The sequence below is a fragment of the Kosakonia sp. S42 genome (assembly GCF_016624785.1).
GTDB classification, from domain to species: Bacteria; Pseudomonadota; Gammaproteobacteria; order Enterobacterales; family Enterobacteriaceae; genus Kosakonia; species Kosakonia cowanii.
Genome location: NZ_JACVTW010000004.1, coordinates 162,325 through 187,072, shown reverse-complemented (window position 1 = coordinate 187,072; position 24,748 = coordinate 162,325). Strand labels below are relative to the sequence as shown.

Annotated in this window: 24 protein-coding genes; 21 read left to right on the top strand and 3 right to left on the bottom strand. The window is 57.6% G+C overall.

Translation table 11 applies throughout. The annotated features are described in order from the left end of the window. The first annotated feature begins 202 nt into the window (after window positions 1–202). Window positions 203–688 carry a phosphohistidine phosphatase SixA gene (gene sixA, locus IAE50_RS08065; RefSeq protein WP_054804315.1) on the top strand — a complete coding sequence of 162 codons (486 nt, stop codon included), beginning with the start codon at window positions 203–205 and terminating at the stop codon, window positions 686–688. 56 nt (window positions 689–744) lie between these two features. Here the strand turns inward: sixA and smrB are convergent, their stop codons facing one another. Next, window positions 745–1,296 (bottom strand): endonuclease SmrB, encoded by a 552-nt coding sequence (smrB, locus tag IAE50_RS08060; protein WP_023479810.1) that lies wholly within the window; start codon window positions 1,294–1,296, stop codon window positions 745–747. Window positions 1,297–1,461: 165 nt separating this feature from the next. Here smrB and prmB point away from each other — a divergent pair, with 165 nt between their 5' ends. From prmB to IAE50_RS08030, 6 genes are read left to right on the top strand one after another with little or no spacing between them, the layout of a single operon-like run. Beyond that, the gene (prmB, locus tag IAE50_RS08055; RefSeq protein WP_054804316.1) at window positions 1,462–2,394 is read left to right on the top strand and encodes a 50S ribosomal protein L3 N(5)-glutamine methyltransferase; all 933 of its coding nucleotides are present in this window, start codon (window positions 1,462–1,464) and stop codon (window positions 2,392–2,394) included. Window positions 2,395–2,430: 36 nt separating this feature from the next. Beyond that, entirely contained in the window at window positions 2,431–3,516 is a 1,086-nt protein-coding gene (gene aroC, locus IAE50_RS08050) for a chorismate synthase (RefSeq protein WP_200579988.1), read from the top strand. 3 nt (window positions 3,517–3,519) lie between these two features. Then, entirely contained in the window at window positions 3,520–4,344 is an 825-nt protein-coding gene (mepA, locus tag IAE50_RS08045) for a penicillin-insensitive murein endopeptidase (protein ID WP_200133379.1), read from the top strand. Continuing rightward, the gene (locus IAE50_RS08040) at window positions 4,344–5,156 is read left to right on the top strand and encodes a sulfite exporter TauE/SafE family protein (RefSeq protein WP_200579987.1); all 813 of its coding nucleotides are present in this window, start codon (window positions 4,344–4,346) and stop codon (window positions 5,154–5,156) included. Before mepA ends, IAE50_RS08040 begins: the two co-directional genes overlap by 1 nt. Continuing rightward, window positions 5,153–5,692, top strand: a complete 540-nt coding sequence (locus tag IAE50_RS08035) for an elongation factor P hydroxylase (RefSeq protein ID WP_200579986.1) — start codon at window positions 5,153–5,155, stop codon at window positions 5,690–5,692. Before IAE50_RS08040 ends, IAE50_RS08035 begins: the two co-directional genes overlap by 4 nt. A 27-nt stretch (window positions 5,693–5,719) precedes the next feature. Then, on the top strand, window positions 5,720–5,998 hold the full coding sequence (locus tag IAE50_RS08030; RefSeq protein ID WP_023479659.1) for a YfcL family protein: 279 nt from the start codon (window positions 5,720–5,722) through the stop codon (window positions 5,996–5,998). A 241-nt stretch (window positions 5,999–6,239) separates the two neighbouring features. Here the strand turns inward: IAE50_RS08030 and mnmC are convergent, their stop codons facing one another. Further along, window positions 6,240–8,240, bottom strand: a complete 2,001-nt coding sequence (gene mnmC, locus IAE50_RS08025; RefSeq protein ID WP_200579985.1) for a bifunctional tRNA (5-methylaminomethyl-2-thiouridine)(34)-methyltransferase MnmD/FAD-dependent 5-carboxymethylaminomethyl-2-thiouridine(34) oxidoreductase MnmC — start codon at window positions 8,238–8,240, stop codon at window positions 6,240–6,242. 155 nt (window positions 8,241–8,395) lie between these two features. Here mnmC and fabB point away from each other — a divergent pair, with 155 nt between their 5' ends. From fabB to IAE50_RS08010, 3 genes are all read left to right on the top strand, one after another. Next, the gene (fabB, locus tag IAE50_RS08020; RefSeq protein WP_094421284.1) at window positions 8,396–9,610 is read left to right on the top strand and encodes a beta-ketoacyl-ACP synthase I; all 1,215 of its coding nucleotides are present in this window, start codon (window positions 8,396–8,398) and stop codon (window positions 9,608–9,610) included. 253 nt (window positions 9,611–9,863) lie between these two features. After that, the gene (locus tag IAE50_RS08015; protein ID WP_200579984.1) at window positions 9,864–11,048 is read left to right on the top strand and encodes an MFS transporter; all 1,185 of its coding nucleotides are present in this window, start codon (window positions 9,864–9,866) and stop codon (window positions 11,046–11,048) included. 108 nt (window positions 11,049–11,156) lie between these two features. Next, window positions 11,157–12,590 (top strand): 6-phospho-beta-glucosidase, encoded by a 1,434-nt coding sequence (locus IAE50_RS08010; RefSeq protein WP_023479624.1) that lies wholly within the window; start codon window positions 11,157–11,159, stop codon window positions 12,588–12,590. Window positions 12,591–12,685: 95 nt separating this feature from the next. Here IAE50_RS08010 and flk read toward each other — a convergent pair whose 3' ends face one another. Continuing rightward, entirely contained in the window at window positions 12,686–13,693 is a 1,008-nt protein-coding gene (flk, locus tag IAE50_RS08005; protein ID WP_042718481.1) for a flagella biosynthesis regulator Flk, read from the bottom strand. 113 nt (window positions 13,694–13,806) lie between these two features. On the opposite strand from flk, the gene pdxB reads away from it, so the two are divergent. From pdxB to argT, 11 genes are all read left to right on the top strand, one after another. After that, window positions 13,807–14,943: a 4-phosphoerythronate dehydrogenase PdxB gene (gene pdxB / locus IAE50_RS08000; protein ID WP_200579983.1), complete on the top strand. Its 1,137-nt coding sequence runs from the start codon at window positions 13,807–13,809 to the stop codon at window positions 14,941–14,943. 56 nt (window positions 14,944–14,999) lie between these two features. After that, window positions 15,000–16,013, top strand: coding sequence for an aspartate-semialdehyde dehydrogenase (locus tag IAE50_RS07995; protein WP_200579982.1), 1,014 nt, complete (start codon window positions 15,000–15,002; stop codon window positions 16,011–16,013). Then, the gene (truA, locus tag IAE50_RS07990; protein ID WP_042718474.1) at window positions 16,013–16,825 is read left to right on the top strand and encodes a tRNA pseudouridine(38-40) synthase TruA; all 813 of its coding nucleotides are present in this window, start codon (window positions 16,013–16,015) and stop codon (window positions 16,823–16,825) included. Before IAE50_RS07995 ends, truA begins: the two co-directional genes overlap by 1 nt. 25 nt (window positions 16,826–16,850) lie before the next feature. Then, window positions 16,851–17,510 carry a DedA family protein gene (locus IAE50_RS07985; protein ID WP_200133374.1) on the top strand — a complete coding sequence of 220 codons (660 nt, stop codon included), beginning with the start codon at window positions 16,851–16,853 and terminating at the stop codon, window positions 17,508–17,510. A 103-nt stretch (window positions 17,511–17,613) separates the two neighbouring features. Then, window positions 17,614–18,528 carry an acetyl-CoA carboxylase, carboxyltransferase subunit beta gene (gene accD, locus IAE50_RS07980; protein ID WP_200579981.1) on the top strand — a complete coding sequence of 305 codons (915 nt, stop codon included), beginning with the start codon at window positions 17,614–17,616 and terminating at the stop codon, window positions 18,526–18,528. A gap of 192 nt (window positions 18,529–18,720) precedes the next feature. Next, window positions 18,721–19,989: a bifunctional tetrahydrofolate synthase/dihydrofolate synthase gene (gene folC / locus IAE50_RS07975; protein ID WP_200133373.1), complete on the top strand. Its 1,269-nt coding sequence runs from the start codon at window positions 18,721–18,723 to the stop codon at window positions 19,987–19,989. Then, window positions 19,979–20,677: a cell division protein DedD gene (gene dedD / locus IAE50_RS07970; RefSeq protein WP_200579980.1), complete on the top strand. Its 699-nt coding sequence runs from the start codon at window positions 19,979–19,981 to the stop codon at window positions 20,675–20,677. Before folC ends, dedD begins: the two co-directional genes overlap by 11 nt. Before the next feature lie 220 nt (window positions 20,678–20,897). After that, entirely contained in the window at window positions 20,898–21,386 is a 489-nt protein-coding gene (cvpA, locus tag IAE50_RS07965; RefSeq protein WP_042716765.1) for a colicin V production protein, read from the top strand. 116 nt (window positions 21,387–21,502) lie between these two features. Then, window positions 21,503–23,020 (top strand): amidophosphoribosyltransferase, encoded by a 1,518-nt coding sequence (gene purF / locus IAE50_RS07960; RefSeq protein ID WP_023479726.1) that lies wholly within the window; start codon window positions 21,503–21,505, stop codon window positions 23,018–23,020. A 94-nt stretch (window positions 23,021–23,114) separates the two neighbouring features. Then, window positions 23,115–23,696, top strand: coding sequence for a UbiX family flavin prenyltransferase (locus tag IAE50_RS07955; protein ID WP_023479639.1), 582 nt, complete (start codon window positions 23,115–23,117; stop codon window positions 23,694–23,696). A gap of 268 nt (window positions 23,697–23,964) precedes the next feature. After that, on the top strand, window positions 23,965–24,747 hold the full coding sequence (gene argT / locus IAE50_RS07950) for a lysine/arginine/ornithine ABC transporter substrate-binding protein ArgT (protein WP_023479789.1): 783 nt from the start codon (window positions 23,965–23,967) through the stop codon (window positions 24,745–24,747). The last annotated feature ends 1 nt before the right edge of the window (window position 24,748 follow it).

Here is a 24,748-nt window from a genome sequence, read left to right as displayed (position 1 = left end):
AAAAGTAAATGTGTTATACCTCATGGCCTTTGCGGTTATTTCATAAACAGTGATTGACTATACTTGCGCCATTGAGGTAAAAAACAGCGTTTCATTCAACGAATGAATCAGGCAAAATGCCCGGCCATCCCGTTTTTTTGCCAGCGTGATCTCCTTTCACCGGCAAAAGCGCGATGCTTCTGGTTAACAAAAGCGGTGCAATATGCAAGTTTTTATCATGCGTCACGGCGATGCTGCCCTCGATGCAGCCAGTGACTCCGTTCGTCCGCTTACCCCTTGCGGCTGCGACGAATCGCGTCAAATGGCAACGTGGTTGAAAGGCCAAAAAGTGGATATCGATCGTGTTCTGGTTAGCCCGTTTTTACGCGCTGAGCAGACGCTGGAGAAGGTAGGGGAGTGCATGAACCTGCCTGACAACGTGGATGTCCTGCCGGAGTTGACGCCCTGCGGCGATGTCGGCCTGGTAAGCGCTTATCTGCAGGCGCTGGCCAATGAAGGCACCGAAACGGCGCTGGTGATCTCGCACCTGCCGCTGGTAGGCTACCTGGTTGCCGAGCTCTGTCCCGGCGAAACGCCACCCATGTTCACCACCTCGGCTATCGCCAGCGTCACGCTGGATAAAGAGGGCAAAGGGGTGTTCAACTGGCAAATGAGTCCCTGCAACCTGAAGATGCCGAAAGCCATCTGATTCATCGGACCGATGCAAAAAAAGAGCCGCACAGTGCGGCTCTTCTCATTTCTGCCTCAGGGCAACTCCGGCGGCTGCCACTCTTCGACTTCAATCAGCACCAGCACTGCCGCATCGCCGCCATACTCTTTCGGGGCCTGGTGAAACGCCATTACATGCGGATGTTGTGCCAGCCAGAGCGGCGTTTGCTGCTTAAGAATGTGTTTGCCGTGGCCGTGCATCACGCAGGCGCAAAAGACATGCTCGCGCCGACAGGCGGCAATCAGCGCGCCGAGCTCCTGTTTGGCCTGCATCTGCGTTAAACCGTGCAGATCGAGAAACAGCTCCGGGGAGTAATCGCCGCGGCGCAGTTTTTTCAACTCAAAGTGGCTGACATCGCTGCGGACATATTTCACCGGGCCATCGGTGTTGAGCAGCGGCTGAAACTCGTCGGAAAAGTAGTGGCTGTTATCCGCCTGCTCCTGCAACAGGCGCTTGACCGGCACTTCGGCGATCTTCTTGCGCGCCGGGCGGTGAACAACGGTGTCCTGCTTCATCTGGCGCGTCCCGGTCATCAGCTGCCGGAACAGGGCCTGCTCCTCCTCGCTAAGCGATGGTTTCTTTTTCATTTGCGCATCCTGTTTTTTCTTTGCGCCAGTGTACCCGACTGCAGGCGGCTGCGGTGCAGCAAAATGCATTTTTACGCCGCGCAGATGCGCGTGGATGCTGATTTATCCCCATCTTCATGGCAAACTAGCCGCCGAATTTATTGCGAGCATGCCCTGGGGGATAGTATGGATAAAATTTTCGTCGACGAAGCAGTGAATGAGCTGCACACCATTCAGGACATGTTGCGCTGGTCGGTCAGCCGATTTAGCGCCGCCAACATCTGGTACGGCCACGGCACCGACAACCCCTGGGACGAAGCGGTGCAACTGGTGCTGCCAACTCTCTATTTACCGCTGGATATTCCCGAAGAGATGCGTAACGCGCGCCTCACCTCCAGCGAGCGCCACCGCATCGTTGAGCGCGTGATCCGCCGCGTTAACGAGCGCATTCCGGTGGCTTATCTCACCAATAAAGCCTGGTTCTGCGGCCACGAATTTTATGTCGATGAGCGCGTGCTGGTGCCGCGTTCGCCGATTGGCGAGCTGATTAACAACCACTTCGCCGGGCTTATCGATCAGCAACCGCAGCACATTCTTGATATGTGCACCGGCAGCGGCTGTATCGCTATCGCCTGCGCGTACGCCTTCCCGGAAGCGGAAGTGGACGCGGTGGATATCTCCGCCGATGCGCTGGCGGTAACGGAACACAATATTGAAGAGCATGGCCTTATTCACCACGTCACGCCGATCCGCTCCGATCTCTTCCGCGATCTGCCGAAAGTGCAGTACGACCTGATTGTCACCAACCCGCCGTACGTTGATGAAGAGGATATGTCCGACCTGCCGTCGGAATACCGTCATGAACCGGAACTGGGTCTTGCCTCCGGCAGCGATGGTCTGAAATTGACGCGCCGCATTCTCGCCTGTGCTCCGCAGTACCTCTCTGATAACGGCATCCTGATTTGTGAAGTCGGCAACAGCATGGTACATCTGATGGACCAGTACCCCGATGTGCCGTTCACCTGGCTGGAGTTCGACAACGGCGGGGACGGTGTCTTTATGCTGACCAAAGCGCAACTGATTGCCGCACAAGAACATTTCAGCATCTACAAAGACTGATCAACGCGCAAACACACAACGAATAACGGAGCCGTGATGGCAGGAAACACGATTGGACAACTCTTTCGCGTCACCACTTTCGGTGAATCGCACGGGCTGGCGCTGGGCTGTATTGTTGATGGCGTGCCGCCGGGCATTCCGCTGACGGAAGCGGATTTACAACACGATCTCGACCGCCGCCGTCCTGGCACCTCGCGCTACACCACCCAGCGCCGCGAGCCGGACCAGGTCAAAATCCTCTCCGGCGTGTTTGAGGGCGTGACTACCGGCACCAGCATCGGCCTGCTGATTGAAAACACCGATCAGCGCTCGCAGGACTACGGTGCGATCAAAGATCTCTTCCGCCCCGGTCATGCGGATTACACCTACGAACAGAAATATGGCGTGCGCGACTATCGCGGCGGCGGTCGCTCTTCCGCCCGTGAAACGGCGATGCGCGTCGCGGCTGGCGCAATTGCGAAAAAATACCTCGCACAGAAATTCGGCATCGTCATTCGCGGCTGTTTAAGCCAGATGGGCGACATTCCGCTGGAGATCAAAGCGTGGGATCAGGTTGAGCTTAACCCCTTCTTCTCCCCGGATCCGGACAAGATCGAGGCGCTGGACGAGCTGATGCGCGGCCTGAAGAAAGAGGGCGACTCTATCGGCGCGAAAGTGACGGTGGTGGCTGACAACGTTCCGCCAGGCCTTGGTGAGCCGGTATTTGACCGTCTGGATGCCGATATTGCCCACGCCATGATGAGCATCAATGCGGTGAAAGGCGTTGAGATTGGCGACGGCTTTGAAGTGGTGAAACTGCGCGGCAGCCAGAACCGCGATGAACTGACCCGCGACGGCTTCCAGAGCAACCATGCTGGTGGCATTCTCGGCGGTATCAGCAGCGGTCAGCAGATCGTTGCCAATATCGCGCTGAAGCCTACCTCCAGCATCACTGTGCCGGGTAAAACCGTGACGCGTTCTGGCGATGAGGTGGAGATGATCACCAAAGGGCGTCACGATCCCTGCGTTGGTATTCGCGCGGTGCCGATCGCCGAGGCGATGATGGCAATCGTATTAATGGATCACTTCCTGCGTCAGCGCGGTCAAAACGCTGATGTCACTCCTACACTTCCACGCTGGTAACTGATGAAAAAAACGGCAATCGCGCTGTGTGCGCTGCTGCTGAGCGCCGCCGCTACGGCGGCGACACCGTGGCAAAAACTGACCCATCCGGTGCCCGGCAGCCCGCAGTCGATTGGCGCATTCTCGAATGGCTGCATCGTCGGCGCGCAGGAGCTGCCGCTGCAATCTGACACTTATCAGGTGATGCGCACCGATCAGCGCCGCTATTTCGGCCACCCGGATCTGGTGCTGTTTATTCAGCGCCTCAGCACCCAGGTGCATAACCTGGGTCTTGGCACCGTGCTGGTGGGCGATATGGGCATGCCGGCGGGCGGGCGCTTTAACGGCGGTCATGCCAGCCATCAGTCGGGGCTGGATGTGGATATCTTCCTGCAACTGCCGACCACGCGCTGGAGCGCGGCGCAGCTGCTAAAACCGCAGGCGCTGGATCTGGTTTCACAGGATGGAAAAAGCGTGGTGCCTTCGCTGTGGAAGCCGGAAATCAGCAGCCTGATTAAGCTTGCCGCGCAGGATGATGAGGTTACGCGTATTTTCGTCAACCCGGCGATCAAGCAGCAACTCTGCCTCGATGCCGGCACGGATCGCGACTGGCTGCGCAAGGTGCGTCCATGGTTCCAGCATCGCGCACATATGCACGTGCGCCTGCGCTGCCCGGCCGACAGCCTTGAGTGTGTCGATCAGCCAGCGCCGCCACCGGGCGACGGCTGCGGCGCGGAGTTGCAAAGCTGGTTTGAACCGGCGAAACCGGGCAGCAGCACGCCTGAGAAAAAGACGCCGCCACCATTGCCGCCTTCCTGTCAGGCTCTACTGGATGAACACGCCCTCTGATGGAACTCTTTGATTCGCTGTTTATGATGACACCGCTGATGCTGGCGGTGCTCTTTTTTGTCGCGATACTGGCAGGCTTTATCGATGCGCTGGCAGGTGGTGGCGGGCTGTTAACCGTTCCGGCGCTATTAGCCATGGGGATGAGCCCGGCGCAGGCGCTGGCAACCAATAAGCTGCAGGCCTGCGGTGGATCGCTTTCCGCCTCGCTCTACTTTATTCGCCGCAAAGTGGTCAATATCGCCGATCAGAAGCTCAATATTTTGATGACTTTTATCGGCTCTACCAGCGGTGCACTGCTGGTGCAGTATGTGAAATCAGACGTGCTGCGCCAGATCCTGCCAATATTAGTTATTTGTATCGGTCTCTACTTTTTATTGATGCCGAAGCTTGGCGAAGAGGATCGGCAGCGTCGTCTGTATGGCCTGCCATTTGCGCTGGTCGCCGGTGGCTGCGTCGGTTTCTATGACGGCTTTTTCGGCCCCGGTGCCGGGTCGTTTTACGCGCTGGCGTTTGTCACCCTCTGCGGGTTCAACCTCGCGAAATCGACCGCGCACGCCAAAGTGCTTAACGCCACCTCCAACGTCGGCGGGCTGCTGCTGTTTATCATCGGCGGCAAAGTCGTATGGGGCACCGGTTTTGTGATGCTTATCGGCCAGTTTCTTGGCGCGCGCATGGGATCGCGGCTGGTGCTGAGTAAAGGGCAGAAGCTTATCCGTCCGATGATTGTGATTGTCTCGGCGGTAATGAGCGCAAAACTTCTCTATGACAGTCACGGCCAGGAGATCCTCCAGTTTCTGGGGGTGAATGTATGACGCACCACTATCAGCAATTAATTGATATTTTTGATGGCTGCTTTGCCAGCGATTTTAATACCCGTCTGATTAAAGGCGATGACGAACCGATCTATCTTCCCGCTGATGCCGACGCGCCTTACAACCGTGTGGTGTTTGCCCATGGCTTTTACGCCAGCGCCCTGCATGAGATATCGCACTGGTGCATCGCCGGGGCAGAGCGGCGCAAACTGGTTGATTTCGGCTACTGGTACTGCCCGGACGGGCGTGATGCTGCAACCCAGGGGCAGTTTGAGGATGTCGAAGTGAAGCCGCAGGCGCTGGAGTGGCTCTTCTGCGCGGCAGCGGGCTTCCCGTTTAATGTCAGCTGCGACAACCTTGAGGGCGATGTCGAGCCGGATCGCGTGGCGTTTCAGCGCCGCGTACACGCCCAGGTGATGGTGTGGCTGGAGCAGGGGATCCCGGCGCGTCCGGCGCGCTTTATCAAGGCATTACAGGATTATTATCAGACGCCGCCGTTAGCGGTAGCACAGTTTCCGTGGCCGGAAGATCTGTAGGGCCACGTTTTTACGAGAGGAAGAGAGATGATCGCGGAGTTTGAATCACGCATTCTGGCGTTAATTGACAATATGGTGGATCACGCCAGTGATGATGAACTGTTTGCTGGCGGTTATCTGCGCGGGCACCTGACGCTGGCGGTGGCCGATCTGGAGAGCGGCGACGACCACTCGCCGGAAGCGGTATCCGCACGCGTGACCACCAGTGTGGAGCACGCCATTCAGGCCGGTGAGCTGTCGCCGCGTGACCAGGCGCTGGTGCTCAGCATGTGGGAAAATCTTTACCAGCAGGCGAAGGCGCACTAAGCCTGCTTTTACCTGTGGCGGAGTTGCCGGATGGCGGCTCCGCCTTATCCGGCCTACGGCTCGGGGATGCGGAAACGGCGTGGTTGGGTATGCACGGATTGCCGGATGGCGGCTCCGCCTTATCCGGCCTGGGGCTCGGGGCTGCAAAAACGTGTATGGAGCGGCTGAAACGGCGTAGGCCGGATAAGCGTTTACGCGCCATCCGGCAATCGGTTTACGGCGATATACCTGCCGCCACCCCTTATTTGACCGCTTTTCCCTTCAACAACTTACGTACCCATAACCGATTCGGGTTCATCGCCGCCAGCGTTTCGCCATCCAGCGGAATGGGCTCGTTGCTCATCTGCGCGGCGAGAATTTCTGCCGCCAGCGGTGCGCTGCACAAGCCGCGCGAACCGAGCGCACCGATCATAAATAACCCCTCATGCACCGGCGCACTGACCGCCGTCTGCGGATCTTCTGCAAGCTTTGCATAGGCTGACAACGTGGCATCGTAATCCGCCACATTACCAACCATCGGCAGATGATCGCGCGTTGCGCAGCGCACGCCGCAACGCGCCTCTCCGGCACTGACATCTACCGTCTGCGCCCACTCAGCCTGCGGGAAGCAGTCAATCAGGCGCTGGCGGTTCTGCTGCTGATCCGCTTCGCTGTAGGTCGCTTCCTGTTGGCCGCGATGGTAGCTCGCGCCAATGCAGTGCTGCTGGTTATGCGGGTTGTGCGGCGTTAGATAGCCGTCATAACAGAGCACCTGGCGCAGGTGGGCCAGCGGCGCGGTGGTAGGAATATGGCTTACCTGACCGGCGACCGGGTAAACCGGTAACTTCTCCGTTTGGGAAAAGTGCTGAATGCGGTGACCGTTGGCCAGCACCACGCTCTCATGCTCGCGCTCGCTGCCATCGGCGAAACGCAGCTGCCAGCCATCGCTGTTGCGAACAAGCGCTGCAACCTCATGGCGATAGTGCACCTGCAAACCCTGTTCGATTCCCAGTGCAATAGCGCCCGCGGTCAATTGCGCCGGGCACAACCAACCGCCGGCAGGGTAGGTGATGCCGCCGCAGCCGGTCTCCACGCCGCTCTGTGCCAGCACCTCATCCGCATTGATATGTTGCGCCAGCTCGTGGGGCAGCTCCAGCGTCAGCATCTGCTCGATCTTATGCTGGCTCTTCTCATCCCAGCCAAGTTGCGTGACGCCGCACCACTGGTGATCAAACGCCACCGGCAGCCCATCATAAAGCCTGCGGGCAAAGATAAACGCGGCGCTGAAAAAGCGCGCCAGCGCCGGATCGTGCGCGCTAAGTAGCGGGTAGAGTGCGCCCTGGCGGTTGCCGGATGCGCCCTCTGCCGGGGCGTCATCCGCGCAGTAGAGCGTGACCTGCCAGCCACGGCGCAGCAGCGCAAGGGCAAGCAACGCGCTCGCCACGCCGCCGCCGACCAGCGCGACCTCCCGCGTCTCTGTTCCGCTGCGGGCAAACCACGGCGCGCGCGGCGCGCAGATAACACCCTTTTCCATCACACCGCTTAGCATCTCCCGCTTACGGCCAAAACCTTTGCGCTTGTGCATGGTAAAGCCCGCTTCCTGTAAACCGCGGCGCACAAACCCGGCGGAGGTAAAGGTCGCCAGCGTCCCGCCAGCACGGGTGAGGCGCGCCATCGCCTGAAAAAGCGCGGGCGTCCACATATCGGGGTTTTTCGACGGTGCAAAGCCATCAAGGAACCAGGCATCAACTTGCTGGTTCAGGCTCTCATCAAGGGTGTCGGTCAGCTGGTTAATATCGCCGAACCAGAGATCGAGCGTCACACGCCCCTCATCCAGTAACAGCCGGTGACACCCGGCAAACGCCTGCGGCCACTGCGCCTGCAACTGCCCGGCGAAGGGCGCCAGTTCCGGCCAGTGGGCGTGGGCTTTTTGCAGGTCATCACGGGTAAGCGGAAATTTTTCGAAACTGATGAAATGTAATCTTTCCAGGGTAGCGTCAGGATGTTCGGCGCGAAAAGCGGCGAAAGCCTGCCACAGCGTCAGGAAGTTGAGGCCGGTACCAAAGCCGCTTTCCGCAACAATGAATAGCTTCCTTGAATGTTCTGGAAAACGCGTCTGGAGGCTGTTACCGCCGAGAAAAACATAGCGGGTCTCTTCAAGCCCGTTATCATTAGAGAAGTAGACATCGTCAAAATCTCGGGAAACAGGTGTACCCTCAGCGTTGAATTCGAGGTTGGCAGTCTGTATAGCGGTGTGTTTCACGTAAGTTACTCGTCCGGCAAGCAGTGCGTCGATCTTAACGAGGGTCAAAGAAAGGCGCAAATTTCTCTGTGAAATGTCTGATCGGACTTGTTCGGCGTACAAGTGTACGCTATCTTGCGACACGAAACTTAATTAGTGCGACTTAGGGGTATTGAATGAAGCGTGCAGTAATTACTGGCCTGGGCATCGTTTCCAGCATTGGTAGTAACCAGCAGGAAGTCCTGGCATCTCTGCGTGAAGGACGCTCAGGGATCACATTTTCTCAGGAGTTCAAAGATTCCGGCATGCGCAGCCACGTCTGGGGTAACGTTAAACTGGACACTACGGGTTTGATCGACCGTAAAGTGGTTCGTTTCATGAACGATGCCTCTATCTATTCCTACCTCTCCATGCAGCAGGCTATTGAAGATGCCGGCCTGAAAGAAGAGGTTTATCAGAACAACCCGCGCGTGGGCCTGATTGCCGGTTCCGGTGGTTCGTCTAAAGCGCAGGTTTTCGGCGCGGACGCTATGCGCACCCCGCGCGGCCTGAAAGCCGTTGGTCCTTATGTGGTGACCAAAGCGATGGCCTCTGCGGTTTCCGCCTGTCTCGCCACGCCGTTCAAAATTCACGGCGTTAACTACTCAATCAGCTCCGCGTGTGCCACTTCTGCACACTGTATCGGTAACGCGGTAGAACAGATTCAACTGGGCAAACAGGACATCGTTTTTGCTGGCGGCGGCGAAGAGCTGTGCTGGGAAATGGCCTGTGAGTTCGACGCGATGGGCGCGCTCTCCACCAAATACAACGAAACGCCGGACAAAGCGTCCCGTACCTACGATAAAGAGCGTGATGGCTTTGTTATCGCTGGCGGCGGCGGCATGGTCGTGGTTGAAGAGCTTGAGCACGCGCTGGCGCGCGGTGCGCACATCTACGCAGAGATCGTCGGCTATGGCGCGACCTCCGATGGCGCTGACATGGTTGCACCATCAGGCGAAGGCGCAGTGCGCTGCATGAAGATGGCAATGCACGGCGTTGATACGCCGATCGATTATCTCAATTCCCACGGCACCTCCACGCCGGTTGGCGATGTGAAAGAGCTGGGTGCGATTCGTGAAGTGTTTGGTGATAACACGCCTGCCATTTCCGCCACCAAAGCAATGACCGGCCACTCACTGGGTGCGGCTGGCGTGCAGGAAGCGATCTACTCTCTGCTTATGCTGGAACACGGCTTTATCGCGCCGAGCATTAACATTGACGATCTGGACGATCAGGCGGCGGGCATGAATATCGTGACCAAACCGACCGAGCAGACGCTGAACACGGTAATGTCCAACAGCTTCGGCTTCGGCGGCACCAACGCCACGCTGGTGATGCGCAAGCTGAAATAAGTGAGCGATTTCATTCATTGATGCCACGGCGTGACATGAATGATTTAGCAGCTGAATTAAAAAAGGGAGCCCTCGGCTCCCTTTTTTTGGTATTGACAAGCCGTTGTTACGGCAGGCAAACTCCAGCCCAACATTATCGTTTTGATAATGCGTAAGCGTTTAACGTCAACCAACGCACCCTAATCCTGACTGTCAGCTGGAGGGGGCGTGGTCAAAATCTCTTCCCGCCTTGCTCTGCCCTATGGAGTAATGCATGTCCGTTCAAGCAGACGCTGTTCATTCCCCTGCAGCCACATTCTCGCTGTTTCGCATCGCCTTCGCGGTGTTCCTGACCTACATGACGGTTGGCCTGTCGCTACCGGTCATTCCACTGTTTGTTCATCATCAGCTGGGCTTTGGCAACACCATGGTCGGTATTGCCGTTGGTGCGCAGTTTCTCGCCACGGTTTTAACGCGCAGCTACGCTGGTCGGCTGGCCGATCAATACGGCGCAAAACGCTCGGCGATACAGGGCCTGTTTGCCTGCTCGCTGGCGGGTGTTGCCTTGTTGCTGGCAGCACTCTTGCCTGTTGATGTATGGGCCAGGTTCGCGCTGTTGATCGTCGGGCGATTGATCCTCGGCTTTGGTGAAAGCCAGTTGTTGACAGGCACGCTCACCTGGGGTGTTGGCCTGGTTGGCCCGTCGCGTTCTGGCAAAGTGATGTCATGGGTCGGTATGGCAATTTATGGCGCGCTGGCCGCCGGCGCACCGCTCGGGCTGCTGATCAATAGCCATTTTGGCTTCACAGCGCTGGGGGCGATCTCCCTTCTCTTACCGCTGTTCGCCTGCCTGTTTAACGGTGGCGTGCGTAAAGTTCCGGCCCATGCCGGAGAACGCCCGTCGCTCTGGAGCGTGGTTGGCCTTATCTGGCAGCCGGGTTTAGGGCTGGCGCTACAGGGCGTTGGCTTTGCAGTGATTGGCACCTTTATTTCCCTCTATTTCGCCAGCGAAGGCTGGTCAATGGCAGGCTTTACGCTCACCGCGTTTGGCGGCGCATTCGTTCTGATGCGCATCCTGTTTGGCTGGACGCCGGACCGTTTTGGCGGTGTGCGGGTGGCGCTCGTTTCTCTGCTGGTGGAGATCGCCGGGCTGGTATTGCTGTGGCAGGCCAGCGGGGCGTGGATGGCGCTGTTCGGCGCGGCGTTAACCGGCTGTGGCTGCTCGCTGATCTTCCCGGCGTTAGGCGTAGAAGTGGTCAAACGCGTGCCGCCGCAGGTTCGTGGGACGGCACTGGGCGGCTATGCGGCGTTTCAGGATATTGCCTATGCCGCCAGCGGCCCGCTGACCGGCTTTCTGGCCACCTCGCTCGGTTATGCCTCCGTCTTTCTTGCAGGGGCGATTTCAGCGGCGCTCGGGATTGTCGTAACGCTGATCGCGTTTCGACCGCGCAATAAATAGCAGCAAATACTCTCTTTGCAACCGGTTTCACAAAACGCGACCGCGGCGATGTCATCTCTGCGCGGTCGCGTTTATGCTTTTCGCACTGATGAGCGAAAGGAGAGTGATATGTCCGGTTTTAAAGCGGATTTTCTGTGGGGCGGGGCGGTTGCCGCGCATCAACTGGAAGGCGGCTGGCAGGAGGGCGGTAAAGGCGTCAGCGTGGCGGATGTGATGACCGCAGGCGCACACGGCGTACCGCGTGAGATCACCGATGGCGTGCTGCCGGGGAAAAACTACCCCAACCACGATGCCATCGACTTCTATCACCGCTACAAAGAGGACATCAAACTCTTTGCCGAGATGGGCTTCAAATGTTTTCGCACCTCGATCGCCTGGACACGTATCTTCCCCAATGGGGATGAGCTGGAGCCAAACGAAGCCGGTTTGCAGTTCTACGACGATCTGTTCGACGAGTGCCTGAAGTACAACATTGAGCCGGTAATCACGCTCTCCCATTTCGAAATGCCTTATCACCTCGTCAAAAAGTATGGCGGCTGGCGCAACCGTGAAGTGATTACCTTCTTTGTGCGTTTTGCCAACGCCGTCTTCACCCGCTATCGCAGCAAGGTCAAATACTGGATGACCTTCAACGAAATCAACAACCAGGCCAACTACAACGAAGACTTCGCGCCGTTTACCAACTCCGGCGTGAAGTACCAGCCGGGCGAAGATCGTGAAGTGATCATGTACCAGGCCGCGCACTATGAGCTGGTAGCCAGCGCGCTGGCGGTGGAAGCGGGCCATAAAATTAACCCCGATTTCAAGATTGGTTGCATGATCGCCATGTGCCCGATCTACCCGCTCACCTGCGATCCAAACGACATGATGATGTCGGTGGTGGCGATGCATCGCCGGTACTGGTTCACCGATGTTCACGTGCGTGGTTACTACCCGCAGCACCTGCTCAACTACTTTGCCCGCCGGGATTTCAAGCTTGATATTACCGACGAAGACTTGCAGATCCTGACCCGCGGTTGCGTCGACTACATCGGCTTTAGCTACTACATGTCTTTTGCCACCAAAGCGACGGAAGATAACCCGCAGCTTGATTACGACGAAACCAAAAGCCTGGTGAAAAACCCGTACGTCAAGGCATCGGACTGGGGCTGGCAGATTGACCCGGTTGGCCTGCGCTACTCGCTGAACTACTTCTATGACCACTACCAGCTGCCGCTGTTTATTGTTGAAAACGGCTTCGGCGCTATCGATCAGTTGGGTAGCGACGGCGTGGTCGACGACCAGTACCGCATTGAGTATCTGCACAACCACATCCGCGAAATGAAAAAAGCGGTGGTGGAAGATGGGGTCGATTTGATGGGGTATACGCCGTGGGGCTGTATCGATCTGGTTTCTGCCGGCACCGGCGAGATGAAAAAACGCTACGGCTTTATCTACGTCGATAAGGACAACGAAGGCAACGGCACGCTGGCGCGCAGCCGTAAGAAATCCTTCTGGTGGTACCAGGATGTGATCAAACAGAACGGCGATAACATCAAGTAAGAGGGTGATCCGTAGGTCACTAAAGCGCCATCAGGTTATTGCCTGATGGCGCTTCGCTTATCAGGCCTGCGGTTTTTTACAGGCTTACAGAAAAGCTAGATCACCAGCCACAGTACAAACATCACCACCAGCAGGGCAATGAAAAAGAGGCCCGGACGCATCGACATCGCTTTTACCGTATCGACTATCGGCGCGACGAAGGGGCTGTAGATCGGCTGCACATCACGCACTTCGATCATTCCCGACGCGCGCTCGGTGCGTCGTAAAAAGACCTGGTTGAGAATATCCTGCACCTGGGCATTGGTCAGCACCGTCTGCGGCGTCACCTGGAATGTCTGCTGCGCATAGTCGCTGATGCCGCGCCACTCGGCGCTGTCCAGCGGCTGTTTCAGCGTGGCCTGCACCGTTTGCAGTGTCGGTGCCGTATGCGTCGCCAGCGTCTGGCGCGCCTGCAGCCAGGTCATCAGCGGCGTAAAATGTTTCGCCGGGATCAGCTCGCCGCTTTTTACGCCGGAGAGCTCCAGCATTGATTGCCAGATAAGCTTGCTCGACTCGCCGGTTGCCGCCGCTAGTTTCGTCACCGCCTGGTTGAGCGAGTTGTGCTCCGCCGCCACCAGTGGACGCTCGGTTGCCGGGCGCTGTTGTGGCTGCGGGATCGCAATCTGGTTGTTCTGCAACATCGTCAACACCGTCTTTAACTGCTGCGGCGTAAGCTGGCTGAGCGCCGTCTGGCCAAACTCCTGACGAATAAAATCGCTCACCGCCTGGCGATTGTTCCCCTTGCCGAGCAGCTCGGTCAACTGGGTCACCATCTGGCGCGTGGTGTGGTTCTGCGTGGCCGTCTCCATACGCTGAGTCAGATTCTGCTCAGCCGCAGGGAAGTGGCGCGAGAGCAGGGGCGCATCGTTTTTCAGCCCCAGGTCATGCTTTACGCCTGCCCAGACCTCAGCGCTCTGCTGTTGGGTCAGGGCGATCAAACGCGTCACCAGCCGCTCCAGCACCGTACGCTGCTGGGTGGATAATGGCTGCTCGCCGACTGGGTTAGCGGCTTGCGGTGGCTCTTGCCCGGGAGGACGCGCGGGTGCGCCCGGAATGGGTTGAATCATGGGTTTCCTCTTACTCTCGCATGGCGGTGGCCGGCATTGCGGGTATGCCTGGCGGCGAGATTATGGCACACTTGCGCGCTCAACTCCCGCTCTCAAACAGGTACTGTAGTGTGAAAATCCTTGTTGATGAAAATATGCCTTACGCCCGCGATCTTTTTAGCCGACTGGGCGAGGTTAAGGCCGTGCCCGGACGCCCAATTCCGCTGGCGGAACTGGCTGATGCAGAAGCATTAATGGTGCGATCTGTCACCAGGGTGAATAACGATTTACTGCAAGGGACCGGGATCAAATTTGTCGGTACCGCCACGGCGGGGACCGATCATGTTGATGAGGCTTTTCTGAAACAGGCGGGCATCGCATTCTCCGCAGCACCGGGGTGTAACGCTATCGCCGTGGTGGAGTATGTCTTCTCCTCTTTATTAATGCTGGCGGAGCGCAACGGTTTTGCGCTCACGGACCGCACTGTGGGGATTGTCGGTGTCGGTAACGTCGGCGGCCGCTTACAGGCGCGGCTGGAAGCGCTGGGCATCCGCACGCTGTTATGCGATCCGCCGCGCGCCGATCGCGGTGATGCGGGCGACTTCCGCTCGCTGGATGAGCTGGTAAGTGAAGCAGATATCCTCACCTTCCATACCCCGCTGTTTAAAGAGGGGCCTTATAAAACCCTGCATCTGGTCGATGACGCGCTGCTCAGCCGCCTCAATCCTGGCACTATTCTGATTAACGCCTGTCGCGGGCCGGTGGTGGATAACGCCGCGCTGTTGCAGCACCTGCAGGCCGGGCAGGATCTTAGCGTCGTGCTGGATGTCTGGGAGCCGGAGCCGGATCTCAACGTTGAGCTGCTGGCGAAGGTCGATATTGGCACGGCGCATATTGCGGGCTACACGCTGGAGGGGAAAGCGCGCGGCACTACGCAGGTGTTTGAAGCCTATAGTGAATTCCTCGGCCAGCCGCAGCAGGTGGCGCTGAATACGCTGCTTCCTGCGCCAGAGTGCAGCCGCATCTCCCTTCATGGTCCGGTTGGACAGGCAATGTTAAAAAGGTTGGTGCATTTGGTGTATGATGTGCGCCGCGACGATGCCCTGCTGCGAAAAGCGGCGGGCACACCGGGTGAGTTCGATAAGTTGCGTAAGCACTATCTTGAGCGCCGCGAATGGTCGTCACTCACCGTTGAGTGCGATGACGCGGACGCCTCGGCGCTGCTGCAAAAACTGGGCTTCGACGCCGTTTATCACCCGGTACGTTAATTCATCTTTATGCTCCCCGTCGCCGACGGGGACGCTTTTTTCTGGAGTGAATCACCATGTCTGAAGGCTGGAATATTGCCGTTCTCGGCGCCACTGGCGCGGTCGGAGAAGCCTTGCTCGAAACGCTGGCGGAGCGCCAGTTCCCGGTTGGCGAACTCTATGCGCTGGCAAGGAGCGAAAGCGCCGGAGAAAACCTGCGTTATGCCGGTAAAACCGTACGCGTGGAAGATGCTGCCGAATTCGACTGGACGCAGGCGCAACTGGCGTTCTTTGTCGCTGGTGCGCAAGCCACTGCCACCTATATTGAAGAAGCAACCAACGCCGGTTGTCTGGTGATCGATACCAGCGGTCTGTTTGCCCTTGAGCCGGACGTGCCGCTGGTGATGCCGGACGTCAACCCGTTCGTGCTGGCGGACTACCGCAACCGCAACGTTATCGCTATTCCGGACAGCCTCACCAGCCAGCTGCTGGCAGGCCTCAAGCCGCTGATTGACGAAGGCGGCCTGTCGCGTATTGCCGTAACCAGCCTGCTCTCTGTTTCCCGCAGCGGTAAACAGGCGGTGGATGCGCTGGCAGGGCAGAGCGCCAAACTGCTGAACGGTATTCCCATTGATGATGATGACTTCTTCGGTCGCCAGCTGGCATTCAATATGCTGCCGCTGCTGCCAGACAGTGAAGGCAGCGTGCGCGAAGAGCGCATCATTATCGATCAGATGCGTAAAATCCTGCAGGACGAGGGGCTGATGATCTCCGCTAACTGCGTGCAGTCGCCGGTCTTCTACGGTCACGCGCAGATGGTGAATTTTGAAGCGTTACGCCCACTGGCAGCGGAAGAGGCGCGCGATGCGTTTGCCCGCTTTGAGGATATTGCGCTCTCTGAAGCGAACTCATTCCCGACCCAGGTGGCGGATGCTTCCGGTCAGGCGCATCTCTCCGTCGGCTGCATTCGCAACGACTACGGCATGCCGGAGCAGATCCAGTTCTGGTCAGTGGCCGATAACGTCCGCTTTGGCGGCGCGCTGATGGCAGTGAAAACCGCGGAGAAACTGGTGCAGGAGTATCTGTACTGATGCAGGAAGAAACCACCGCGCCGCGCTACAAAATCGCGCTGGGAATTGAGTATGACGGCAGCCACTACTATGGCTGGCAGCGTCAGCAGGAAGTGCGCAGCGTGCAGGAGAAGCTGGAAAAGGCGCTCTCGCAGGTCGCCAATGAGCCGATCTCGGTCTTTTGCGCCGGGCGCACCGATGCCGGTGTGCATGCAACAGGACAGGTGGTCCATTTTGAGACGACTGCGCTGCGCAAAGACGCCGCGTGGACGCTGGGCGTAAATGCGAATTTGCCTAAAGACATCGCGGTGCGTTGGGTCAAAGATGTGCCCGATGATTTTCATGCGCGTTTTAGCGCGACGGCTCGCCGTTACCGCTACGTCATCTACAATCATCGCTTGCGTCCGGCGGTGCTCGGTCATGGTGTCACGCACTATCATCAGCCGCTGGATGCCGAACGCATGCACCGCGCGGCGCAGTGCCTGATTGGCGAAAACGACTTTACCTCGTTTCGCGCCGTGCAGTGCCAGTCGCGTACGCCCTGGCGCAATCTGATGCATATCAACGTCAGCCGCTACGGCGCCTATATTGTGGTCGATATCAAAGCCAATGCCTTTGTACATCATATGGTCAGGAATATTGTCGGCAGCCTGATGGAAGTAGGCGCCCACAACCAGCCGGAGAGCTGGATAGCAGAGCTGCTGGCGGCAAAGGACAGAACGCTTGCAGCAGCAACGGCGAAAGCGGAAGGGCTCTATCTGGTGTCGGTGGATTATCCATCCCACTTTGCGCTGCCCGCTGCGCCAATGGGCCCGCTGTTCCTGGCGGACTAGTCGCACATTAATAAGGCATAAGTAGATGGACTTAATACGCTTCCTGATTGACTTCATTCTTCATATTGACGTTCACCTCGCTGAGCTGGTGGCGCAGTATGGCGTCTGGGTCTATGCGATCCTGTTTATTATTCTCTTTTGCGAAACGGGTCTGGTGGTCACGCCGTTCCTGCCGGGCGACTCGCTGCTGTTTGTCGCGGGCGCGCTGGCGTCGCTTGAGACCAACGATCTCAATGTGCATATGATGGTGCTGCTGATGCTGGTGGCCGCTATTGCGGGCGATGCTGTGAATTACACCATCGGGCGGCTGTTCGGTGAGCGGTTATTCAGTAACCCCAACTCAAAGATTTTCCGTCGCAGCCATCTTGATAAAACGCATCAGTTTTATGAGAAACATGGCGGGAAAACGATTATCCTTGCGCGTTTTGTGCCGATAGTGCGTACTTTTGCACCTTTCGTCGCCGGTATGGGCCATATGTCCTATCGCCACTTTGCTCTCTATAATGTCGTGGGCGCGCTGCTGTGGGTGTTACTTTTCACCTACGCCGGATACTTCTTTGGCACCATCCCGATGATTCAGGACAATCTCAAGCTGATGATTGTCGGAATTATCGTAGTGTCTATACTTCCCGGGGTCTTTGAGATTATCCGCCATCGCCGCGCCGCGTCCCGGCAGACAAAATAATCACCTGTTGGCGGTTCGACCACTTTTTTATCCCAAGTTGCGAACCGTTATGTTTTAATGTGCCCCAGTCAAGGGCTACCAGGTTCATGTAGAAAGGTTATCAATGAGCTGGATTGAAAGAATTAAAAGCAACATCACCCCCACCCGTAAGGCGAGCATCCCTGAGGGCGTGTGGACAAAATGCGATAGCTGTGGTCAGGTGCTTTACCGCGCCGAACTGGAGCGTAACCTTGAAGTCTGCCCAAAATGTGATCACCACATGCGGATGTCAGCGCGTAATCGCCTGCATAGCCTGCTGGATGAAGGATCGCTGGTTGAACTGGGCAGCGAACTTGAGCCGAAAGATGTGCTGAAGTTCCGCGACTCGAAGAAGTATAAAGACCGTCTGGCGACAGCTCAGAAAGAGACCGGCGAGAAAGACGCGCTGGTCGTGATGAAGGGCACGCTGCATGGCATGCCGGTTGTCGCAGCGGCCTTTGAGTTCGCGTTCATGGGCGGTTCAATGGGTTCCGTAGTTGGCGCGCGCTTTGTGCGTGCGGTTGAGCAGGCGCTGGAAGATAACTGCCCAATGATCTGCTTCTCCGCTTCCGGCGGTGCGCGTATGCAGGAAGCGCTGATGTCGCTGATGCAGATGGCGAAAACCTCTGCGGCGCTGGCGAAAATGCAGGAGCGCGGTCTGCCGTACATCTCCGTGCTGACCGACCCGACCATGGGCGGCGTCTCTGCCAGCTTCGCGTTGCTGGGCGATCTCAACATCGCTGAGCCGAAAGCGCTGATCGGTTTTGCCGGCCCGCGCGTTATCGAACAGACCGTGCGCGAGAAACTGCCTGCCGGTTTCCAGCGCAGTGAGTTCCTGATCGAAAAAGGCGCTATCGATATGATTATTCGCCGCCCGGAGCTGCGCTTTAAGCTGGCGCGTATTCTGGCGAAGATGATGAATCTGCCGGCGCCGGATGCGGACGATACGCATATTGGCACGGTGGTGACGCCAGAGCCGGATCAGGAAGGCGAAGCCTGATAATACACGTCACGCTTTCTGCTGCGGGTGCGTTGATGCGCCTTGCTTAGCTCGCTCTTTCTCCACACAGGAAAGCGGGATGGCTATGTGACCACGCGCCAGCAGCGAAAACGAGCATGTGTATACTCATGAGGGCAGGGCCAAAAGGCACTGCCCTTTTGCTTTTCAAACCGCACACTATCAACGGGCATCATGGACACTCTCTCTACTCCGCAAGCCACGTCGCCCCTGGCCGCATGGCTCTCTTATCTGGAACAGCTGCACAGTAAACCTATCGATTTAGGGCTCGATCGCGTAAGCCAGGTGGCGGCGCGGCTTGATGTGCTGCGTCCCGCACCTTTTGTCTTCACCGTCGCCGGAACCAACGGCAAAGGCACCACCTGCCGCACGCTGGAGTCGATCCTGCTGGCGGCCGGTTATCGCGTCGGCGTTTATAGCTCGCCGCATCTGGTGCGCTACACCGAACGCGTACGCGTGCAGGGCGGGGAGCTGGCAGAAAGCGCGCATACCGCTTCCTTCGCGGAGATCGAAGCCGTGCGCGGTGATATCTCTTTAAGCTATTTTGAATTTGGCACCCTGTCAGCGCTGTGGCTGTTTAAGCAGGCGCAGCTGGACGTGGTGATCCTCGAAGTGGGCCTCGGTGGTCGTCTCGACGCCACCAATATGGTCGATGCCGATGTCGCGGTGGTCACCAGCATTGCGCTCGATCATACCGACTGGCTCGGGCCGGATCGCGAAAGCATCGGTCGTGAAAAAGCGGGCATCTTCCGCGCAGGTAAGCCTGCCGTAGTCGGCGAGCCGGATATGCCGCACACCATCGCGGAGGTGGCGCAGGAGAAGGGCGCGCAGCTGTTACAGCGCGATGTGGCGTGGCACTACGAGGTTGGCGCACAGAGCTGGCGTTTTCGCGATGCGCAGGGCGAGCTGAGCGATCTGCCGCTGCCGCAGGTGCCGCAGCCGAACGCGGCTACCGCGCTGGCCGCGCTGCGCGCCAGTAAACTGGCAGTCAGCGAGCAGGCGATCCGCGACGGCATAGAACGGGCGATTTTACCCGGTCGTTTTCAGATTGTGAGCGAATCACCACGTCTGATCCTCGATGTCGCGCATAATCCTCATGCCGCAGGCTATCTTGCCGGGCGGCTGGCGGCGCTGCCGAAAAGCGGCCGCGTGCTGGCGGTGGTTGGCATGCTGCATGATAAAGACATTAGCGGAACGCTTGCCTGTCTGGAGCCGGTGGTCGATAGCTGGTATTGTGCCCCTCTGGAGGGGCCGCGCGGCGCGACGGCGGAGCAGCTGCTGGCGCACCTGACGTCGGGGCAAGCATTCCCGGACGTGACCCAGGCCTGGCAGGCGGCAATGGCGGAAGCTGACGCCTGCGATACCGTGCTGGTGTGTGGCTCGTTCCACACCGTGGCGCATGTCATGGAAGCGATGGAAGCGGGGAGAACCGGTGGCAAGTAAGTTTCAGAACCGTTTAATGGGCACCGTTATACTGGTCGCGCTTGGGGTGATTATTCTGCCCGGGCTGCTCGACGGGCAGAAAAAGCATTATCAGGATGAGTTCGCGGCGATCCCGCTGGTGCCGAAGCCGGGCGATCGTGACGAGCCGGATATGATGCCGGCTGCAACCCAGGCGCTGCCCGCGCAGCCGCCGGAAGGCGCAGCGGAAGAGGTGCGTGCTGGTGATGCCGCCGCACCGTCCCTTGATGCCTCAAGGTTTGCGGCAAACAGCAATCCCGATCCGGAAGTGACCACCACGCCGGTGACGCCAAAGCCAAAACCCGTTGAAAAGCCGCAGCCTAAACCGCAGCCGCAGCAGCAGTCACAACCGCAGCCTGCGCGCGAGCAGCAGACGGCGGCGAACGCGGCACCGGCTAAAGCGCAGGAGGAGAAACCTGCTCCGACCGGCAAAGCCTATGTGGTCCAGTTGGGCGCGCTGAAAAACGCCGATAAAGTAAATGAAGTGGTGAGTAAACTGCGCGCGGCGGGCTATCGCGCTTACACATCGCCGACGACGCCGGTTCAGGGTAAAATCACCCGCATTCTGGTCGGCCCTGATGCTTCGCGCGATAAACTCAAAGCGTCGCTTGGTGAGCTGAACCAGCTGTCAGGACTCAATGGCGTGGTGATGAACTACAGCGCCAATTAACCGCGCAACCCTGCGCTATTTTGCTGGCAACGGCCCGTAAAACGGGGCAGGGAAGCCAGATAAATGTGCGGTCATTAGGGCCAATGTTCTGCTGGCGTTGAATATTTTTTCAGCGCCATTTTTATTTCCGCGCGGGAAGGAAATCCCTACGCAAACGTTTTCTTTTTCTGTTAGAATGCGCCCCGAACTGGATGACAGGGCGTAAAATCGTGGGACACATATGGTCTGGATTGATTACGCCATCATCGCGGTGATTGGTTTTTCCTGTCTGGTAAGCCTGATCCGCGGCTTTGTTCGTGAAGCGTTATCGCTGGTGACATGGGGTTGTGCTTTCTTTGTCGCCAGCCATTACTACACTTACCTGTCAGTCTGGTTCACGGGCTTTGAAGAGGAACTGGTACGTAATGGAATTGCCATCGCGGTGCTGTTTATCGCGACGTTGATTGTGGGCGCTATCGTTAACTACGTTATCGGTACGCTGGTGGAGAAAACCGGCCTGTCGGGTACAGACAGGGTGTTGGGGATCTGCTTTGGTGCGCTTCGTGGCGTACTGATCGTCGCCGCCATTCTGTTCTTTCTGGATACCTTTACAGGCCTGTCGAAAAGCGAAGACTGGCAAAAGTCGCAGCTTATCCCGCAATTCAGCTTCATCATCAGGTGGTTCTTTGACTATCTGCAAAGCTCGTCGAGTTTCTTGCCCAGGGCTTAAGCCCTGAGATGTGGCTTAGAGTTTGGTTTAACAGGCGGTTTTCGCGCGCTGTCGCTGTTCAAGCGGTCTTTGACGATTACGCCTGGTAAACCAAGCTCTTAACGAGGAAAAGACGTATGTGCGGTATTGTCGGTATCGCCGGTTTCATGCCGGTAAACCAGTCGATTTATGACGCGTTGTCGGTGCTGCAGCACCGTGGGCAGGATGCAGCGGGCATCATCACCATTGATGCCAATAACTGTTTCCGTCTGCGTAAAGCGAATGGCATGGTGAATGATGTATTCGAAGCCCGCCATATGCAGCGCCTGCAGGGCAATATGGGGATTGGCCACGTGCGTTACCCTACCGCGGGCAGCTCCAGCGCTTCAGAAGCGCAACCCTTCTACGTTAACTCCCCGTACGGCATTACGCTTGCGCACAACGGCAACCTGACCAACGCGCACGAACTGCGTAAAAAGCTGTTCGAAGAGAAGCGTCGCCACATTAACACCACCTCAGATTCTGAAATCCTGCTCAATATTTTCGCCAGCGAGCTGGATAACTTCCGTCATTACCCGCTTGAAGCGGATAACGTTTTCGCCGCGATTGCCGCGACCAACCGCCAGATCCGCGGTGCCTACGCCTGCGTGGCGATGATTATTGGTCACGGCATGGTTGCCTTCCGCGACCCGAACGGCATTCGCCCGCTGGTGCTGGGCAAGCGCGAACTGGGCGATGGCCGCACCGAATATATGGTGGCCTCGGAGAGCGTAGCGCTCGATACGCTGGGCTTTGAGTTCCTGCGTGATGTCGCACCGGGTGAAGCGGTTTATATCACCGAGAAAGGGCAGCTTTACAGCCGTCAGTGTGCGGAAAACCCGGTCAGCAACCCGTGCCTGTTCGAGTACGTCTACTTTGCGCGCCCGGACTCCTTTATCGACAAAATCTCCGTCTACAGCGCCCGCGTCAATATGGGCATGAAGCTCGGCGAGAAGATCGCCCGCGAGTGGGAAGATCTCGATATTGACGTGGTGATCCCGATTCCGGAAACCTCCTGCGATATCGCGCTGGAGATCGCCCGCATTCTGGACAAGCCTTACCGTCAGGGTTTTGTAAAAAACCGCTACGTTGGCCGCACCTTTATCATGCCGGGCCAGCAGCTGCGCCGTAAATCGGTTCGCCGCAAGCTGAACGCCAACCGCGCCGAGTTCCGCGACAAGAACGTGCTGCTGGTGGATGACTCCATCGTACGCGGCACCACCTCGGAGCAGATTATCGAGATGGCGCGCGAAGCCGGGGCGAAGAAGGTTTACCTCGCTTCCGCAGCACCGGAAATTCGCTTCCCGAACGTCTACGGCATTGATATGCCTACCGCCAATGAGCTGATTGCCCACGGTCGTGAAGTGGATGAAATCCGCCAGATCATCGGCGCCGACGGGCTGATTTTCCAGGATCTTAACGATCTGATTGATGCCGTACGCGCAGAGAACCCGGACATTCAGCAGTTCGAGTGCTCGGTGTTTAACGGTATTTACGTCACCAAGGATGTCGATCAGCAGTACCTTGATTACCTCGACTCCCTGCGTAATGACGATGCCAAAGCGGTACAGTTGCAGAACGAAGTAGAAAGCTTAGAGATGCACAACGAAGGCTGATCCCGCCGCGCCCCTCGCGTGAGGGGCGCAACTTGTTGCAACACCCTCTGTAATCAGGCAAAGTTTGCGCTTATGTTAGCGGGTGGATAAGCAGATGAAACGACTGATTGTGGGCATTTCCGGCGCCAGCGGCGCAATTTATGGCGTTCGCCTGTTACAGGTGCTGCGCGATGTCGCTGAAGTAGAGACCCATCTGGTGATGAGCCAGGCCGCCCGGCAAACTCTCTCCCTTGAAACCGACTACTCCCTGCGCGATGTCCAGGCGCTGGCAAACGTGGTGCATGACGCCCGCGATATCGCTGCCAACATCTCCTCTGGCTCGTTCAAGACCGCAGGCATGGTGATCCTTCCCTGTTCTATCAAAACCCTCTCCGGCATTGTCCACAGCTACACCGACGGGCTGCTGACCCGTGCGGCGGACGTGGTGCTGAAAGAGCGTCGCCCGCTGGTGCTCTGCGTGCGTGAAACGCCGCTGCATCTTGGCCACTTACGCCTGATGACCCAGGCGGCAGAACTTGGTGCGGTGATCATGCCCCCGGTGCCGGCGTTTTATCACCGTCCGCAGAGCGTGATGGATATTGTCGATCAGACCGTCAACCGCGTCGTGGATCAGTTTGATATCGAACTGCCGGAAGATCTTTTTGCCCGCTGGCAGGGTGGTGATGCTGCAAAATAGTGCAACGTATCGCCGGATGCGCTTTTTTAGGGCAATTTTGTAAGCGCGATCATATCCTCAACATTTAATCCTCTTTTCCCCCGCTTACTGCTGCGGTTCGTTCCGCAGACCTGCTATCTTTCATCACAACGGTCAATCTGCAACGTTTTATTAACATTTCCCGCACCACATTATTTGGCCCTCGGGAAAGTGGCATAAGACGTGCAAGGCTACTGGCTGCAACACAACACACGACACAATAAAAAAACAGCACACTTGAGGGTAATGTATGAAGAAGACGGTCCTCGCTCTGTCTTTACTGCTGGGGCTCTCCGCCACCGCCAGCGTTTATGCAGCGCTTCCCCAGACAGTCCGTATCGGCACCGATGCCACCTATGCACCTTTCTCCTCGAAAGATGCGAAAGGGGAGTTTGTGGGCTTTGATATCGATCTTGGTAATGAGATGTGCAAACGCATGCAGGTGAAATGCACCTGGGTCGGCAGCGATTTCGATGCCCTGATCCCCTCGCTGAAAGCGAAGAAGATTGACGCCATTATCTCGTCGCTCTCCATCACCGAAAAACGCCAGCAGGAGATCGCCTTCTCCGAGAAGCTCTACGCGGCGGATTCACGCCTGATTGCAGCTAAAGGCTCACCCATCAAACCGACACTGGAGTCGCTGAAAGGTAAACATGTCGGCGTGCTGCAAGGCTCAACGCAGGAAGGCTACGCCAATGATAACTGGCGCAGTAAAGGTATCGACGTGGTCGCCTATCAGAACCAGGATCAGATCTACTCTGACCTGGCTGCCGGTCGCCTCGATGCGGCATTCCAGGATGAAGTGGCCGCCAGCGAAGGCTTCCTGAAACAGCCTGCGGGCAAAGAGTTTGCTTTTGCCGGCCCGTCGGTGAAAGACAAAAAGTACTTTGGCGACGGCACCGGGATTGGCCTGCGTAAAGATGATACCGAGCTGAAAGCGGCGTTCGACAAAGCCTTTACCGAGCTGCGTAAAGATGGAACCTACGACAAGCTTGCCAAAAAATATTTCGACTTTAACGTCTACGGCGAGTAAG